This is a genomic window from Asticcacaulis excentricus CB 48, assembly GCF_000175215.2.
Classification (GTDB): Bacteria; Pseudomonadota; Alphaproteobacteria; order Caulobacterales; family Caulobacteraceae; genus Asticcacaulis; species Asticcacaulis excentricus.
The window spans coordinates 112,068-128,717 of record NC_014819.1 but is presented as its reverse complement, the minus strand read 5'-3'; the positions used below and the strand labels follow the sequence as shown (position 1 = coordinate 128,717).

The following is a 16,650-nucleotide window of genomic DNA, read 5'->3' as shown; positions in this document are numbered from 1 at the left end:
AGAGCGAAGCGCTAGGCTCGCGGCCCCATTCAAGGGCCAGGCGAGCCTGAAGCGTCGCGGGTTGGTCATCAGTGATTTTCGGATATGGTTTGGGTTCCTACACTCATTCCAGAGACGAAAGAACCACCGATGACCAAAGAGATGATGGCCCTGAAAGGGCTTGTTGAAAAGACCTCCGACAGCGATTTGTTGCGTGAGATGATCGGTTTTGCCGCCGAGCGCCTGATGGCAATGGAGGTCGGCGCTGTGACCGGCGCGGCTTACCACGAGAAGAGCGGCGAACGTATGGTCCAGCGCAACGGCTATCGCGATCGGGATTGGGAAACACGCGCCGGCACGGTCGAACTGCGTATTCCGAAACTTCGCAAAGGCAGTTATTTCCCGAGCTTTCTGGAGCCACGGCGCATGGCCGAGAAGGCACTGACTGCCGTTATCCAGGAAGCTTACGTTCAGGGCATCTCGACGCGGTCTATCGACGACCTGGTCAAGGCCATGGGCATGAGCGGCATCTCGAAAAGCCAGGTCAGCCGCCTTTGTGAGGAAATCGATGAGCGCGTGAAGGCGTTTCTCGATCGTCCGATCGAGGGGGAATGGCCTTATATCTGGATCGATGCCACCTACCTGAAAGTTCGCCGTGGGGCCCGGACTGTCTCCGTCGCCGTCATCATCGCTGTGGGCGTCAATACCCACGGCCGCCGGGAGGTTCTTGGCATGGAGGTCGGCACGTCAGAAGCTGAACCGATCTGGGCAGAGTTCTTACGCAACCTGACCCGTCGTGGTCTGCGCGGCGTCAAGCTGGTCGTCTCCGATGCACATATCGGGATCAAAGGCGCGGTATCGAAGGTTTTGAACGCCACCTGGCAGCGGTGCCGCGTACACTTCATGCGCAATGTCTGCGCCCATGCAGGCAAGAGTGGCCGCCGGGTCGTCTCGGCCTTCATCGGTACCGCCTTCGCTCAGGAAACGCCTGAAGCCGCCAGCGCACAATGGCGAAACGTCGCCGATCAGCTCAGGCCCAAAATGCCAAAGCTGGCAACGATCATGGACGAGGCTGAGCATGACGTCCTGGCCTACATGACCTTCCCAAAGGAGCACCGCATCAAGCTTCACAGCACAAACCCGATTGAGCGTCTCAATGGCGAAATCAAGCGCCGTTGCGATGTCGTGGGCATCTTCCCGAACGACGATGCCATTATCCGCCTCGTGGGCGCCATCTTGCTGGAGCAGAACGACGAGTGGACGGTTCAACGCGGCCGCTACATCACCCTTGAAACCATCGCACAACTCAGCGATGATCCCGTTCTCAGCATGCCAGCCGTGGCAAGCTGACGAAAATCCGGACCCGTCCGGAAACCACTGATGCCTAGCGCTCAGTTACACCACGTCACGGGACACGATCCTATTCCGTAAATGTCGGAATTTAAAAAGTGATATAACATCTCACTGATCCGACATTCTCGACCTCAACTCACTTTCTGTCGGAAAGGCGGTGTAATGCAGGTATAGTGGTGTTGGAATAGATTGCGCCGAGCGATCAGAGGGCCCTCCAAGCCTGAAACAGCTAAGGGCAGAAACCCACAAAGGCCCTAGGGGATCGACTTGGCAGTGTGACGTCCACGTCTGCGAAGCCGACTTGGCTTATCCACTAACGCCGGGCTTTGAGCTCGGTTTTGATCGCGAGCAGATTTTCTGCTGCGTCCATTATGCCGCACAGTTTGTCTTTGTGGCCTTTTCGGCGCCCGAACCCCAGAAGGCGCAGGGCGTTCAGCGTCACCAGCACGGTCGCACCGGTGTCGGCGAGGATCGCCATCCATAGGGTCGTCGTACCGGTCAGGGTCGTAACGAGGAAGACCGCTTTCAGACCGAGAGCCAGGGCGATGTTCTGCCAGATGTTGCCCAGCGTTGCCCTGGACAGGGAAATGAGCTGGGGAACGCCTGTGACGCGATCCTTCAGCAGTGCAGCGTCGGCGGTTTCAAGCGCGACATCGGTTCCGCCGCCCATGGCGATGCCGACCGAGGCCGCCGCGAGAGCCGGCGCGTCATTGATCCCATCACCGACCATGGCAATTGGGCTATCCGTAGCGATCTGCGCAATCCGCGCGAGTTTAGCCTCTGGCAGCAGCTCGGCCTCAGCCTCGACGCCGACCTGCGCCGCGATGGCGGCGGCCGTCCGGCGATTGTCGCCGGTCAGCATCAGTGTCTGTATTCCCCGCGCGTTCAGGGCCGCGACGGCGGATTTCGCGTCCTCGCGCAACTCATCGCGTATGGCGATCAGCCCTTCGGCGACCTTGCTGCTGAGGACGACCACGACGGTCTTGCCTTCCTTCTCAAGGGCATTGATCCTGGCCGTCGTTTCTTCTGATAGCGCGGCCTTGCTAGCTGCAAAGGATGGGGAGCCGACCGAGACAAAACCTGACTTCAGTCGCGCCGTCACCGCCTTGCCCGGTACGGCCGTAGAACCCCCAATGGCGGCGGGAATGTCCAGCCCGCGGGTGCGCGCGGCGTCAACAATGGCCTTGCCCAGTGGGTGACTGGTATTGGCTTCGACGGCAGCGGCGCGCACCAGAAAGTCATCCACCATACCCGTCAGGGCTATGATGTCCGTCACCTGCGGCTTGCCGCGCGTCAGTGTGCCGGTCTTGTCGAACGCGACCGCCTTGATCTTGCCCAGCGTTTCCAGTGCCGCGCCGCCCTTGATCAGCAGACCTTGCCGCGCCCCGGCGGCCAGACCCGAGGCAATCGCTGTCGGGGTTGAGATGACCAACGCGCAAGGACACGCAATGAGCAAGGTCGCCAGTCCCCGATAAATCCACGTCGTCCAGTCCTGAGCAAAGAGCACGGGCGGAATGACGATGATCAGGGCGGCCACCAGCATGGCGGCCGGTGTGTACCACAGGCTGAACCTGTCGATGAAGCGTGCCGTGGGCGCCTTACTCTCCTGCGCCTCTTCGACAAGGTGGATGATGCGGGCAATGGTGTTGTCGGCGGCCTTATGGGTGATACGCACCCGCAGGGTACCATTAGCGTTGATACTGCCCGCAAACACGTCTGCGCCCGATCCCTTGAACACGGGCACAGATTCGCCGGTCACGGGCGATTCGTCGACCTCGCTTTCACCTTCAACCACCTCTCCGTCCGAGGGGATACGATCGCCGGGCCGGACGATGGCGATATCGCCTATTTCCAAAGCGTCCGCCTGGATTTCTTCGACGCCGCTATCGCGTTCGACACGGGCGGTGCGAGGAACCAGACCGATCAGGGCCTCGATACCCGCGCGAGCACGCCCTGCGGCAACGGTTTCAAGAACCTCACCGACGGCAAACAGGAAGACGACCGTCAGGGCCTCTTCGCCTTCACCGATTAAGACCGCACCGATGGCGGCCACCGACATCAGGGTTTCGATGGAGAAGGGTGAGCCGGCCAGCGCGCCCGAAACCGCACGGCGTGCGAACGGAAACACGCTGATCAGGGCGGCGATGGAGGTGATGTAGAGCGCGTAGGAGGGGAGCAGGCGTTCCAATCCCAGCCCGATGGCCAACATCAGACCGGTCATCAAAACCAGTTTGCCCTTACCGGTTTTCCACCAGGGCACGGCGCTCTTTACCGCTGGAAGCGTACGCGTCTCTTCGGCCAGTGCGGACGGTACATATCCGAGGCTGCGAATCTGGTCTTGGAGCTTCGCCGCAGGGGTCAGGTCCTCATCCAGACTGAGAACGAGCGTCTCGTTCTGGTAGGACACGGCGACATCGCTGGCGCCCGGCAGTCGATTGACCGCGGTTTCAATTTTGAGCGCGCACGCGCCGCAGTCCATGCCTTCGACGCGTAGACGGATGGGGGAGGGAGACGCCATATCAAGACCTCGACGGACGGAACAGGCTTGGATATATACACCCTATAGTCGCTATAGGGTCAAGCCATGAGTTCCGCACATCTGTCGATCGGTGATCTTTCACGCGCCACGGGCACCAAGGTTGAAACGATCCGCTTTTACGAAAAGAATGGTTTGCTCCCTCAGCCCAGTCGAACCCAAGGTAACTACCGGGCCTATGAACCCGCGCATTTGAACCGGCTAAGTTTCATCCGTCGGGCGCGCGATCTGGGCTTTTCGCTCGACCAGGTGCGCGCCTTGTTGACGCTCTCTGACGACCGGTCGCAGTCGTGTGCGGCCGTCGATGTGATCGCCCGTGCCCATCGGGACGAGGTGGAGCGAAAGATCAAAGACCTTCAGTCCCTAAAGACCGTGCTAGATCAGGTGATCGAGAGTTGCCACTGCAACATCGTGGCCGACTGCGCCATCATAGAGTCGCTGGCGCCCGCACCACAGGGCGCATGAGGTCCAGTTGGCCAAACGTCAAAGCCGCTATACATTCGATTTCATGCAACGCCGTCTCCGCTTCAACGCTGTCTCGATGATTATGGGTCTGATGGCCATGATCCTGTGTGTCAGCACGCCGGCGGCCGCCGAGACGATGATGAACCATCCGGCGATGGGGGCCGTTTCCGCGAACGAAATACCGGAGATGCCCTGCTGTCCAGAAAAGGCGCCCGCCGTCGGCAAGGCCTGTGGTCTTCAGTGTCCGGTCATCGCACCGGCGTCCTATGACTTCTTAGTGGTTATGAAGACGGATGCCCTGACCTTTACCGTCAATTCGGCCCACTATGGCGGGATTACCTTCGGCCCACGTGTGCCGCCTCCGCGCTGATCCTCCGATAGATAAGACACCTTACATTCAATCTATCTAACGGAGTTATCCGATGAAACGTATCATCATCACATCTGCTTTTGTTGCCCTGTTTGCCGCCGGTGCCGCCTATGCGGCCGCCCCGGAAGCGGTCAAGGACGCCGTCAAATCCTGTTGCGAAGCCATGGAAACGTGCTGCTGCTGCGACAAGGACAAGGCGGATCAACCGGACGCCCATAAGGACCACAAGAACTAGGGCTGGGTTCCTCGATTAGAGGGGTGGCCGCAGTGCGTATACTGCGGCCACTCTAAACCAAATTCCTTAAAATATAATTTAATTTCAATGAGTTATAATTTTTCGCATAAGTAAACTTATGGGAAATTGCGTTATATTCCGCTTTCAACCTCAGCTTAAAAATAGCTCGTAAGCTGCAAATAGCTGAAGGCGGTATCGCCCTGACGCGCGCCGTTGGGCGCATTGCGACCGACCGCGCTATCGAGGAGCAGGGACACCCCAACTTCGCCCAGCAGATGCTTCGGCTTGAACCAATAGCGCACGCGGCTGTCGACGGCGTGGCCGATGAACGAACCCGAACGGCCCTGCGGATCGCGAACGCCGGCGACCACCCAGTTATCGGTATCGGACGCCAGATAAGCCGCTTTGTAGGCCACACGCGCATCGGTGCGCGCATTCGGCTTCACTTCGATCCTGAACCCCGGCGCGTTTATATTGGCGGGCGTCAACGGCCCGTGGATGCTGGTATTGCCGAGATCGGTGCGCCGGGAGCCGAACAGGCGCTCGTACTGATCGTAGCGACCGTCGGTCGGGTTCTTATCGCCGCTGGCATAGTCGTAGTCCAGCACCAGTCGCGGCTGCCATTTCATATCGAATGTGCGGCCCAGGTGGGCGTGCAGCGTCCAAGCGCGCACCTTCAGATCGCGCCGGTCGCTAGCATTGCTGGTATTGCGGCGGGTGCCGTACCGCCACGCGCCTTCGACATCCAGATCCCACTGGCCGGTTTTGGGGGCGCGGGACACGCGGAAACCCGGCGTCGTGTAGTGCCGGTTCGGCGTCGGATTGTCCTTGGCATCGCGCTCATCGAGCCCGTACACGAACAGTTCCGCCGTCAGGCCGGGTGCCAGCGCTGTCCGGCACGACGTCGAGCGCGTGCCACTGCGCCCCGCCCGGTGTGCGCGATCGTACATGAACGCCAGTGTAGTTATAGATGACGTTGGCGAACTCGACCCGCTCCACTTGGCGACGGCTGCCGATGTCGAGCGTCATGCGCCCCATCTGGACAGACGTTGTGGTCTGACTGGGCAGATCCTTGACCTCCACCTCGGCATAGGCCTGAAGCAGATCGGCGGGGTTGATCCAGCTTGTCGAATAGGCCGTGCCGGCGTCACCGAGATAGCTACGCGAGTCCTGCATTTCGGCCGCGAAGGTCCAGGCCCCGCGTTTGGCTTCGGCCTTGATCAGGGTGCGAAACGCCAGAAGCTGATCGCCGCCCTTGCCACCCGCGCGGAACTGCCCGGACAGCGTCTCGTACCGGCCTCGCGCTTCGCCCGACACCTTCACCCGCCAGCGGTCATCGACCGGGGTCTCGGCCCACGCCCCGTTAGGCGCCAGAAAAACGCCCGCCATGATGGACGCGCAGGATCGGGCCTTCGGCCCCGTCAGAGATCGGAACAGACGCATGAAACCCCCAGAATATGTAAGTGGTGCCCGCCTACAGGTAGGCCGGAACGCTAAGCGAAAAACAGGATGCACTGGACGGGCAAAGCCCTGCGAACTCGGCACTGGACTGAATGTCGTCGGGCGCATCGGCCCTGAGCCTCGGTGTCCACCCCGCACGCGCGAAGAAGGAAGCCGCCGTGTCGGTCAGAAGCCAAAGTTCCGTCAAACCGCCGCGATCGGCCTGCGCCACGGCAAAGTCGATGAGCCGAACGCCATGACCCTTGCCGCGTTGGGCTTGCGGGACGACCAGCGAGCGCAACAGTCCGGCTTTGCCGTAAGCCTCGATGCCCACAAAACCGCGAACTTCACCGCCAGCGCTATGACGCCAAAACGCCTGTTGCGCTGTGCCTAAGTCCGTGGTCGGCAATCCGGCAGCGGCCAGCGCCGCGACCAGATCACCGTCGCGCGGATCGATCAGCGTGAACACGCCCGCTTCGTCTGTCGGCATCAACTGGCCAATCTCGTCGAGCGCGGTTTTGAAGGCCCCTCGGTCGGACGCCAGCCTATCGAGCGGCAGCGCCAGAAAGGCTTCAATACGCGCCCGCAGGATCGTATAGGCCTTGCGGAAGGCGGCATTGATCTGCGCCTCTGTGCCGGTCACATGGGCCGGGTCTTCGACGCCCCAGTGGGTGCGCAGAACAGTGCCGATATAGGCCGGGCATTCCTCTCCGGCAGCGCTGCCGCAGACAGTGATGACGATATCCGGCACCTCCGGCAGATCTTCCCACGACTTGCTGGACGCGCCTTGCGTCGAGATGCCTTCGCTTTCCAGCAACGCCAGTGATCTCGGATGGACATAGCCCGTCGGGCGGCTCCCGGCGCTCATGGCACGCCAGCCACTCGGCGCAAGATGGTTGAAGGTGAACTCTCCGAGAATCGAGCGGCAGGAGTTACCCGTACAGAGAAAGAGAACCTTCATGGCGGCGGCCTTAGATAGAGCGGAGATTGACGCGCTTCGATAGCTCTTCGGCGCTTTCCTTGCGCTCGGAATAGCGGTCGACGAGGCAGTCGGCCCGTTCGCGGGTCAGGAGGGTGAATTTCACCAGTTCCTCCATGACATCGACGATGCGGTCGTAATAAGAGGACGGCTTCATCCGATCGTGTTCGTCGAACTCGGTGAAGGCCTTGGCGACGGATGACTGATTGGGAATGGTGATACAGCGCATCCAGCGGCCCAGCACGCGTAGCTGGTTGACGGCATTGAACGATTGCGAGCCGCCCGAGACCTGCATGACCGCTAGGGTCTTGCCTTGGGTGGGACGAACCGATCCCAGCGCCAGCGGTATCCAGTCGATCTGGGATTTCATGACGCCGGTCATGGCGCCATGCCGCTCGGGCGAACACCAGACCATGCCTTCGGCCCATTGCACCAGTTCGCGCAGTTCCTGCACTTTGGGATGGCTGACATCGGCGTCGTCTGGCAGCGGCAGGCCCGACGGGTTGAAGGTGCGCGTCTCCGCCCCGAAGCGGTTGAGGATGCGAGCGGCTTCCTCGGAGACCAGACGGCTGAACGAACGCGACCGCACCGATCCATAGAGCAGCAAAATGCGCGGCGCGTGATGCATTGGCTCGGGCGCGAACAGCTTGGTCTCGTCTATTGCCTGAAAGCTCTCGGCGTCCATGTTCGGCAACCCAGGCAAACCGACGCGCTTACCGGCGCTGTTGATCATTTCCGTCCCGTCTTCCTTGAGGAACGGCCCCTTGGGCCAGGTGTCCAGCAGGTCCAGCACGACCTCCGACGGGCGGCACAGCTTTGTGCCCTTATCGGTGATGACGATGGGCCGGTTGACAAGGACCGGATGCACCAGCATCTGCTCGAAGATCACGTCGTCGGTCACGGCCGGATCGAGCAAACCCAGTTCCTTGGCGGGCGACTTGGTTTCCCGCAGCGCCTGCCTCGGTGTCAGGCCCGCATAGGCCAGAAGATTGCGAAGCTCGTCGGCGTTCCAGCCCACCTTCAGATATTCGATGATCTCGGGTTCGTAGCCTGCGGCCTGGATTACGGCCAGGACGTTGCGCGAGGTGCCGCAGTCCGGGTTGTGATAGATTACCGGCTGCATCTTAGACCTCGTACGTTTGTTTGTTGGCGACCTTCACCAGCCACAGCATGACCGGCACCTCGACCAGAACACCGACGACGGTGGCAAGGGCCGCGCCGGAGTGCAGACCAAACAGGCTGATGGCGACAGCGACGGCCAGTTCGAAGAAGTTGGAGCCACCGATCAGGGCGGCGGGTGCGGAGATGTTGTGCGGAATCTTGACCTTGCACATCCATTTGAAGGTCAGGAAGAACATCAGGATGCTTTGCAGAAGGATCGGCATGGCGATCATCAGGATCACCAGCGGCTTTTCCAGCAGCACCTGCGCCTGAAAGCCGAACAACAGGACGACGGTCGCCAACAGGCCGATGATCGACCACGGCTTCAGGGCATCGAGCAAACCGTCGACCCTGGCGGCGGGTAGCGCCTTGCGGGTCAGATAGCCCGCGACGATCGGAATGACGACATAGAGCACGACCGACAGGATCAGGGTGTCCCACGGCACCACCACATTCGTCACACCGAGCAGCAGGGCGACGATGGGGGCGTAGGCCACGATCATCACGAGATCATTCAGCGAAACCTGCACCAGCGTATAGTTGGCGTCGCCCTTGACCAGCCGGCTCCACACAAAGACCATCGCTGTACAGGGTGCGGCCCCCAACAGTATCAATCCGGCGATATAGGATTTGGCGTCTTCTGCCGGGATAAAGCCCGCGAAGATATACTGGAGAAACACCACGCCCAGGGCGGCCATGCTGAAGGGTTTGACGAACCAGCTGATGAAGAAGGTGATGATCAGGCCCTTGGGCTTTTTTCGAACCTCGCCGATGGTCGAGAAGTCGATACTGATCATCATGGGGAAGATCATCACCCAGATCAGCACGGCCACCACCAGATTGACGTGCGCGTATTCCAGGTGCGCGACCGTTTGAAATACGGGAGGGAACAGATGGCCCAAGACCACGCCCGCGAGGATCGATAATCCGACCCAGATTGAAAGATAGCGCTCGAATTTACCCATTATGAAATCTCACTCAGGCTTTGCCGATGTCGTCGACGCGCTTTTGCAGCGAGATGCGATCAAGACTCTCGACAGGCAGGTTCATGAACAGACGGATGCGGTTTTGCAGCAGGCGGAAGGTATCGCTGAAGGCCAGTCCGATTTCGGCTTCGGTTCCCGTCATTGCGGCCGGGTCGGGTACGTTCCAGTTGGCGCTCAACGGACTGCCGGACCACATCGGGCAGGGTTCGAGCGCGGCCTGATCACAGACCGTAAAAACGAAATCGAACTTCGGTGCGTCATCAGATGCAAAGTCGTGCCAGCTTTTGGAGCGCGCGAATGCGGTATCGATGCCCAGGCTGCTCAGCAGCGCGAGGGCATGGGGATTGACCGAGCCACTGGGCCGCGACCCTGCCGACCACGCACGAAAGCGCCCCTGACCGCTGGTGTTTACGATCGCCTCAGCCAGAATTGAGCGCGCAGAATTCTGCGTGCAGATGAACAACACGTTGTAGGGTTTCGACATGAGTGTGTTTCCCGCCTAACAGGCGCAGACGATTTTCTGGATCAGCGGCTCGCATAACTCCTTGCGGCCGCCACAGCAGTCTTCCAGCAGGAACGACAACAGCCCTTGCAGACCATCATAGTCCGCGAAGTAGCGGATCGACCGCCCTTCCCGCTCGCTTCGCAGCAGACCCGATTGCTGCAAGACCGACAGGTTGGCCGACATGGTGTTTTGTTTCACGCCCAGTCGTTCGCCGATATCTCCTGCCGGCAGGCCTTCCGGCCCCACCCGAACGAGCAAACGAAGAACATCGAGCCGGGTTTCCTGGCTCAGGGCGGCGAATGCCTGTGTTGCTGCCTTTTTATCCATATATCGCGCTATAATGATATATTGATGCAATGTCAAGCGTGCAAAGATGAACCTCCGCTGCCGAGGTCCCGACAATGCCCAGAAAATCCATCCTCACGGCCAGAGAGCGTGCGGGTTTGCTTTCGCACCCCACCGACGAGCCCTTACTGATCGAGCACTGGACGCTCCATCCGGAAGACCTCATCCTGGTCAATACGCGACGAAAGGCCGAGACCCGCTTTGCGCTGGCTCTGCAACTCTGCTCCCTGCGTTACCCTGGCCGCCTGATCGCTGCCGGCGACACCATCCCTGCGGAGGCCGTGCAGTTCCTTGCCGAGCAATTAGCGACCCGTCCGGACGTGCTACTGGATGCCTGCAAGCGAGCGGCAACGCGTTCCGAACATCTGGACGTCCTTAGGCGAGCTTACGGCTTTCAGGAAATGACCCAGCCTCATCGGGCCGAATTATTGAACTGGGTGCGCGGCATGGCGATCGCGTCACCCAAGGCCCGCCCGCTGGTATTCTCACTGGCGGAGGAGATGCGGCGCCGCCGGATCATCATTCCAGGCGTTACCGTATTGGAACGGTTGGTGGCGCAAGCCCTTCATCAGGCGGAGAGCCATCTTTACGAGGGCGTCCACGGCTCGCTGACAGACCTCGCCATAGGCGCACTCGATGCGCTGGTCTCGGATAAGCCGGTACATGGGCGCCAGCATCAGATCTCATGGCTGCGCGAACCGCCGGGTCCGCAAGGCAGCCGGGCAATGATCGCGATCATTCAGCGTCTGGATCTTATTCGTGAGATCGACATAACCCCTAAGACCGCGGAACTGATCGGTATGGAGCGCAGGGTCAATCTGGCGGCTGAAGGCAAGCGCCTGACGGCGCAGAACTACAGGCAAATGAATGCGCCGCGACGCTACACGACATTGGCCGCGACCGTGTTTGAGCTGGGGCTGGACCTTACCGATCAAGCGATCAACATGTTCGAGGCCCTGATCGCCCGCTCTGTCCGCCGCGCCCATCGCCGGCGTGAGGAGCGCGCCCAGGAGGAGGCGCTGAATAGCCAGGACGCGATGGCCTTCCTGCGCGATCTGGCGGTCGTTCTTGTCGACGCTCATGACACTGGGCGTGCGCTTGATCCTGCCATCACCACCTTCACCACCTGGGATGAGATCCGCAGGATCGTCGGCAGCATCAATCCAACACGCCGGTTTTCTGCCGAGAACAACCTCCTCGTCGAGTTACGTGCCGAATATGCGGCTGTGCGGCGCTACGCGTCGCCGTTTCTGGCGGCCTTCGAGTTCAAGGCGTCCGCCGGTTATCAGGGCTTGGTTGAGGCGCTCCTTGAATTGAGCCAGCGGTGGCACCGCAGTCCGGGCCGAATGACCGAGGCGGATTGGGTTGCGCGGTTCCTCCCGTTTGTACCCTTGCGGGCCCGTCAGCAGATCATGATGGTCGACGGCGGTATCGATCACAAGATGATGGAAATCCATTTTATGCTGGAGCTGAAGGCGCGCCTCGCGTCGGGCGACGTGACGGTTGTCGGCTCAAGGGCCTATCAGACCATTGAAACCTATCTGCTTCCACGCGGCCAGTTCGAATTGATTCAAAAGTCAGGCACGCTGCCCATCGCTATAAACCCGAATTTCTGGGACTATATCGCGGCGCGCAAGGCAGAACTTGAGACGGCCCTTCAGACAGCCGCGAAGCATCTTGCAGACAATCGGGGCGATACCCGCATCGGCGCCAAAGGCCTTCGCGTACCAGCTGTCTTCACTGAGGAAAGTGAGCAAGCGGTGGCCTTTGCCGGGCTGCTGTCCCGTCATATGCCGACGGTCCGGTTGACGGATCTTCTGATGGACGTCGATCGGATGACGGGGTTTGCGGAAACGTTCGAGCATCTCCAGACGGGGCGCCCTTGTGCGGACAAGCGCGCCCTGTTCACAGCGCTCATCGCTGAAGCAACCAATCTCGGTCTTAGCAAGATGGCTCAGGCCAGCCCTGGCCGCACACGCCGGCAGCTACAGCAAACAGCTATCTGGCACTTCCGGGAGGATACCTTCGCGTTGGCGCTGGCGAAGCTGATCGAGGCCCAGCATGGGGACGCGTTCGCTACGGTTTTCGGCTCACCTACGATTTCTTCTTCCGACGGTCAGCACATCTTTTTGGGTGCGGCCGCCGAGAACGCCGGCGAAGTGAATGCCCATTACGGTCGAGATCCGATCATCAAACTCTACACGGCGATCAGCGGCCGCTATGCGCCCTATCACACCCGCGTCATGGCTGCGACCGCGAGCGAGGCGCTGCATGTGCTCGATGCCCTTCTCGAAACGCCTACGGGGCAGGCCGTCACGCGCCACCACGTCGACGGCGGTGGCGTCAACGATCTCGTCTTCGCGACCTGCCACCTTTTAGGCTATGCCTTCAACCCGCGTATCCCCAATCTCGATGGCCGCTGCCTTTACGGCTTTCGGCCGGCGAAAGACTATAGCGTTCTTCACGATGTGATGGGTGATCGTCTTGATGCCAGCCAGATCGCCCCTTACTGGGACGACATCCTGCATATGATGACGTCGTTACGCACCCGGACCGTATCGTCGTCCCTCCTGCTGAAACGACTGAGTTCCGCCCCCAAGCGGCAAGGCCTGAGCAATGCAATGAGGTTGTTGGGCAGAATCGAGCGCACGCTATTCACCCTGCAGTGGATCAACGACAAGGACCTCCGCAAACAAACGACCGCAGAATTGAACAAGGGTGAGGCCCGTAACGCCCTCGTCAGGGCCGTCAACCTTCATCGTCTTGGCCGGTTCCGCGATCGCAGCCAGGAGAACTTGTCCATCCGGGCGTCGGCGCTGAACCTCGTGGTGACGGCTATCATCTACTGGAACAGCGTTCATATGGGCCGGGCCGTCGCCGCGCTGCGCGACCGTGGGCAGCAGGTTCCCGATGAATGGCTGTCGACACTCTCCCCTCTCGGTTGGGAGCACATCAACCTCACCGGGGACTACATCTGGGAGGACGAACCGGCGCTCGATGATGAAGGCTTCAGGCCCATTCCGTTCCTACCGTAATCCCGTGTCCCTTTAATGTTCAGAGGCCATGAGATCAAACGGTTTTTAGAGCCGTCCAGCTTCATGATCTGCCGGCGCTCAGCCATGTCGATGTGGCGGTAATGATGACCAATGGTATATCTCGCTTTTGAAGAGACGACTGATTTGGTTGATCATTCGCACTTCAAAATAGAGTCCACCCGGCTACAAAAATTTGGCTCATAAGATATATTATGGGAAATATATGGCGCAATATCAATATGTTGTGCGATTTTTCTTAAAAAGTCATGGGCGAACGTCCGAACCACTGGCCGCGTGCGGAACCCTGTTGCGCAATTGGCAGGTATGCAACAGGGTTGTGCATGTTGATCGGTTACGCCCGCATCTTGAAATCCGAGGCCGAGGATACGACCCCGCAAGTTGATGCCCTGAAGGCCGCCGGGTGTGAAAAACCCTTCGCGGAATTCCCGACCGGTGGCCGCAGGGACCGCCCGCAACTCAAGCAAATGCTCGATGATTTGCGCCCTGAAGACGTCGTTGTCGTCACCGAGCTGGATCGGATCGCGAGTTCACTCGGAGATCTCTCTGGTATTCTCAACAAAATAAACAACTGCGGAGCGTACTTCCGGTCACTGAGAGACGGTACTGACAAATCAGGAGATTCTGACCGTATACTGATGCAAATGGTGCAGTCGATTGGCAACTTTGAACGCACAAAGCTTCGCACTCGAACAGCCGAGGGCCAAGAAGCCGCATGCTCCAGAGGCAATGGTGGAGGCCAGCCAACTAAGCTCGCCCCCGCCCAGCAGCGAGAGATTTTGGACATGCTGAATGCCGGACGCTCGGCCGCCGACCTGGCTCGTTTGTTCCGCGTTCACAGAGCAACCATCAGCCGGCTGGCCTCAAAAGCCCGACGCAGCGACAGCGTGGAACGCACCAACGTTCACCAAAAGTTCTTAGATTTGGCCAAAATCACACCGACGTTGTCATTGGGTCCAGTTGCGAGAATCGGCTTCCGAAGATAGGTTGCGCGGAGATGTGTTGACAGAGCAAGGTCGTAGGTTTTGCTGACACGCGAGACCCCTTAACCTTCGGACGGAAACTTTAACATGGTTCATTGGAACATCAGCCCTCATCCAATTGCTGATGTTCGGGATTGGAGTGATGCTAAACGGTTAGAATTGCAACCCGACTTCCAACGTCGCGAAGTTTGGGCGCACAGTGCCAAGATCATGTTGATCGATTCCATCCTCAGTGACATTCCCCTACCGAAGATATTTTTGGCCAAGACAATTAAGAACGGGAGCGTCCATCGCCAAGTAATCGATGGTCAGCAGCGCATTTCTGCAATTCTCGGCTTTTTGAGGAATGAGTTCTCGCTCGAAGCTCCTTACGAAGGCCCTCACCTAGGTAAGCGATTTCAAGATTTCACGCCGGATGAAGTCGATAGCTTTTTAAGATATCGTATCGATTTCAATGAGGCGGATAACCCGACTGATCGGGAGGTGCGCGATGTGTACATGCGCGTCAATAAATACACCGTTCCATTGACGAAGCAGGAATTGCGACGGGCTGATTATCCGGGTGATTTCCTGACTGTTTCCGAAGAACTATCGGTGATCCCTTTTTTTGAAACAGCAGGAATTTTCTCGCCCACGGACCGAAGGCGCTACGCGGACGCAGAGTATAGTTCAGAGTTAATTGCCGGTCTTATAGATGGAACGCTGGATAAAAAGGTCGAGTTAGACAATTATTACATAAAATATACTAATTGGCCGGTTGAAGATCGGAAGAAAATCGTCAAGCGGTTCAACGAAGCGATCGCGGACATCGGCGAAATTTTTAAAGATATACCGGGGAATATTCGTGAAACGCGCTTTCGGCAGAAAGCTGATTTCTATAGTTTATTCCTAGCAATTGATGAGCTGCGCCAAGAGGGCCATGACTTGGCGGGGAAGGACTTGAGCGATCTCAGGGACGACATCCGTCTGCTCGATCTCGGCATAAGGCCAGAGGCGACGGTGGGCATATTCAGCGAATACGCAATTAAATGTGTGTCGCAGGCGAATTCTGCTTCGAGCAGGAAATGGCGATTGAATTTTCTAAAGGGTTTACTGTCTGGAACTTATATAGGACTCCCTGCGAGCGATGCTTACAGAGGTCTATACTACAGGGTGTTCGAGGATTGTGTGGAAGCGGACCGTGCGGGCATTTGTAAGCCGATTGAGTATGAATGTCCCGTTTGTGATGACCTGGTAGAGTATGAAAAGGGAAAAGATTTTATTGGGTGGGATGCGTCGGCGAAGGCATTTCAAATCAGCAATGCGGCCTGGGTTCACGCGGAGTGCATTGGTGACAGTGGTGATTTGCTCATCATCGAGCGCCCGGTAGAGGGCGAAAATGAGTAGTTTTGTTTTCTTTGATCCCGAAGAACTCCGAAAGGGGCAGTACTTCGAAATCGATGATGAGCTAATAACGGAAGAGGGCCGCACCTACATAGTCGGAGAATGGTTGGCGCGCGGTGGAAATGCTTCTGTGTTCAAGTGCATCGAGCGCAGTTCCGGCAATGAATACGCCGTCAAATTCTTAATGCAACGAGGCGAAAGATCTCGAAACCGGTTCTTTAAAGAGGCTCGGCTTCTCAAGGAGCTGCGCCACGACCACATCATAGAATATCGAGGCACGGGCCGAGCGGGTGCCGCCAATCGCAGCGCGAGACTACCGTTTATTATAATGGAAATAGCCGAAGGCAATCTTTCGAATATAGTAAAGGGTTCAAACGTTCCATCTGAAGTGTACGTCGGTCAATTTCGAGGCTTGGCGCGCGGTCTTGCCGAATTACATGCGAAAGCGATACATCGCGACATAAAGCCGGAAAACATCTTGATTTCGGGCGATAGATGGTTGCTGAGCGATTACGGCCTTTGCAAATATTCTCAAGCCAAAGACGTAGATATGACGCCGGCCGATCAAGTCTTGGGACCGAAATTTTGGTTATCGCCGGAAGCACATAACCGTCGCATCGGTCAAAGTGATGCGATTTGCGAAGCTTCGGATGTGTTTCAGCTTGCTGCTGTGTTTTGGTACGTTGTCACAGGCCGACATCCGAGTGGTCTGTTATGTCAAGAAGATTGGACAGGGCCTGATTGGTTATTTGACCCACTAGTAATGGCCCTCCAACACAAGAGCGCTCGAAGGCCTGTCAACGGCAAGGCCTTCGCAGCCTCCCTAGATGAAGCAATTGGTTGTTGAGGAAGCAAATGGCAACCAACAAGGAAATCG

At 58.5% G+C, this 16,650-nt stretch carries 16 protein-coding genes and 2 pseudogenes; 8 read left to right on the top strand and 10 right to left on the bottom strand.

The genetic code is table 11. The features are described from left to right. Positions 1–129: 129 nt before the first annotated feature. Positions 130–1,329: an IS256 family transposase gene (locus tag ASTEX_RS18955; protein WP_013481250.1), complete on the top strand. Its 1,200-nt coding sequence runs from the start codon at positions 130–132 to the stop codon at positions 1,327–1,329. A 316-nt stretch (positions 1,330–1,645) separates the two neighbouring features. Here the strand turns inward: ASTEX_RS18955 and ASTEX_RS18950 are convergent, their stop codons facing one another. Beyond that, positions 1,646–3,850, bottom strand: coding sequence for a heavy metal translocating P-type ATPase (locus ASTEX_RS18950; RefSeq protein WP_013481249.1), 2,205 nt, complete (start codon positions 3,848–3,850; stop codon positions 1,646–1,648). Positions 3,851–3,916: 66 nt separating this feature from the next. On the opposite strand from ASTEX_RS18950, the gene ASTEX_RS18945 reads away from it, so the two are divergent. The 3 genes from ASTEX_RS18945 to ASTEX_RS18935 are packed head-to-tail and all read left to right on the top strand — an operon-like array spanning position 3,917 to position 4,938. Continuing rightward, entirely contained in the window at positions 3,917–4,333 is a 417-nt protein-coding gene (locus tag ASTEX_RS18945; RefSeq protein WP_013481248.1) for a MerR family transcriptional regulator, read from the top strand. Positions 4,334–4,376: 43 nt separating this feature from the next. Further along, positions 4,377–4,703, top strand: coding sequence for a hypothetical protein (locus ASTEX_RS18940; RefSeq protein ID WP_168148195.1), 327 nt, complete (start codon positions 4,377–4,379; stop codon positions 4,701–4,703). 52 nt (positions 4,704–4,755) lie between these two features. Beyond that, positions 4,756–4,938 (top strand): hypothetical protein, encoded by a 183-nt coding sequence (locus tag ASTEX_RS18935; protein ID WP_013481246.1) that lies wholly within the window; start codon positions 4,756–4,758, stop codon positions 4,936–4,938. 155 nt (positions 4,939–5,093) lie between these two features. On the opposite strand, the gene ASTEX_RS18930 is transcribed toward ASTEX_RS18935, so the two are convergent. The 9 genes and pseudogenes from ASTEX_RS18930 to ASTEX_RS18900 form a co-directional block, all read right to left on the bottom strand. Next, entirely contained in the window at positions 5,094–5,888 is a 795-nt protein-coding gene (locus ASTEX_RS18930) for an alginate export family protein (RefSeq protein ID WP_083805658.1), read from the bottom strand. Next, on the bottom strand, positions 5,779–6,381 hold the full coding sequence (locus ASTEX_RS18925) for an alginate export family protein (protein ID WP_168148193.1): 603 nt from the start codon (positions 6,379–6,381) through the stop codon (positions 5,779–5,781). The genes ASTEX_RS18930 and ASTEX_RS18925 overlap by 110 nt, the downstream gene beginning before the upstream one ends. 31 nt (positions 6,382–6,412) lie before the next feature. After that, positions 6,413–6,868 (bottom strand): arsenic resistance N-acetyltransferase ArsN2, encoded by a 456-nt coding sequence (arsN2, locus tag ASTEX_RS20920; RefSeq protein ID WP_245532595.1) that lies wholly within the window; start codon positions 6,866–6,868, stop codon positions 6,413–6,415. After that, positions 6,869–7,339: pseudogene (locus tag ASTEX_RS20915) on the bottom strand (arsenate reductase ArsC); the annotation flags it as partial. It lies immediately after the preceding gene. Positions 7,340–7,349: 10 nt separating this feature from the next. Further along, positions 7,350–8,042: an arsenical resistance protein ArsH gene (gene arsH, locus ASTEX_RS20910; protein WP_245532594.1), complete on the bottom strand. Its 693-nt coding sequence runs from the start codon at positions 8,040–8,042 to the stop codon at positions 7,350–7,352. Between the two features lie 105 nt (positions 8,043–8,147). After that, a pseudogene (gene arsC, locus ASTEX_RS20905) lies at positions 8,148–8,480 on the bottom strand (arsenate reductase (glutaredoxin)); the annotation flags it as partial. Between the two features lies 1 nt (position 8,481). Continuing rightward, a complete protein-coding gene (gene arsB, locus ASTEX_RS18910) occupies positions 8,482–9,483 on the bottom strand; it encodes an ACR3 family arsenite efflux transporter (protein ID WP_013481243.1) in 1,002 nt (333 codons plus the stop codon). A gap of 13 nt (positions 9,484–9,496) precedes the next feature. Further along, on the bottom strand, positions 9,497–9,988 hold the full coding sequence (locus tag ASTEX_RS18905; protein WP_013481242.1) for an arsenate reductase ArsC: 492 nt from the start codon (positions 9,986–9,988) through the stop codon (positions 9,497–9,499). Positions 9,989–10,003: 15 nt separating this feature from the next. Next, entirely contained in the window at positions 10,004–10,336 is a 333-nt protein-coding gene (locus tag ASTEX_RS18900; protein ID WP_013481241.1) for an ArsR/SmtB family transcription factor, read from the bottom strand. A gap of 74 nt (positions 10,337–10,410) precedes the next feature. On the opposite strand from ASTEX_RS18900, the gene ASTEX_RS18895 reads away from it, so the two are divergent. The 4 genes from ASTEX_RS18895 to ASTEX_RS18880 all read left to right on the top strand — a co-directional run bounded on the left by ASTEX_RS18895 (position 10,411) and on the right by ASTEX_RS18880 (position 16,620). Next, the gene (locus tag ASTEX_RS18895; protein WP_013481240.1) at positions 10,411–13,389 is read left to right on the top strand and encodes a Tn3 family transposase; all 2,979 of its coding nucleotides are present in this window, start codon (positions 10,411–10,413) and stop codon (positions 13,387–13,389) included. Positions 13,390–13,730: 341 nt separating this feature from the next. After that, positions 13,731–14,393: a recombinase family protein gene (locus ASTEX_RS18890; RefSeq protein ID WP_013481239.1), complete on the top strand. Its 663-nt coding sequence runs from the start codon at positions 13,731–13,733 to the stop codon at positions 14,391–14,393. Positions 14,394–14,477: 84 nt separating this feature from the next. Beyond that, entirely contained in the window at positions 14,478–15,776 is a 1,299-nt protein-coding gene (locus tag ASTEX_RS18885) for a DUF262 domain-containing protein (protein WP_013481238.1), read from the top strand. Further along, positions 15,769–16,620 carry a serine/threonine protein kinase gene (locus ASTEX_RS18880; RefSeq protein ID WP_013481237.1) on the top strand — a complete coding sequence of 284 codons (852 nt, stop codon included), beginning with the start codon at positions 15,769–15,771 and terminating at the stop codon, positions 16,618–16,620. Before ASTEX_RS18885 ends, ASTEX_RS18880 begins: the two co-directional genes overlap by 8 nt. Positions 16,621–16,650: the final 30 nt, after the last annotated feature.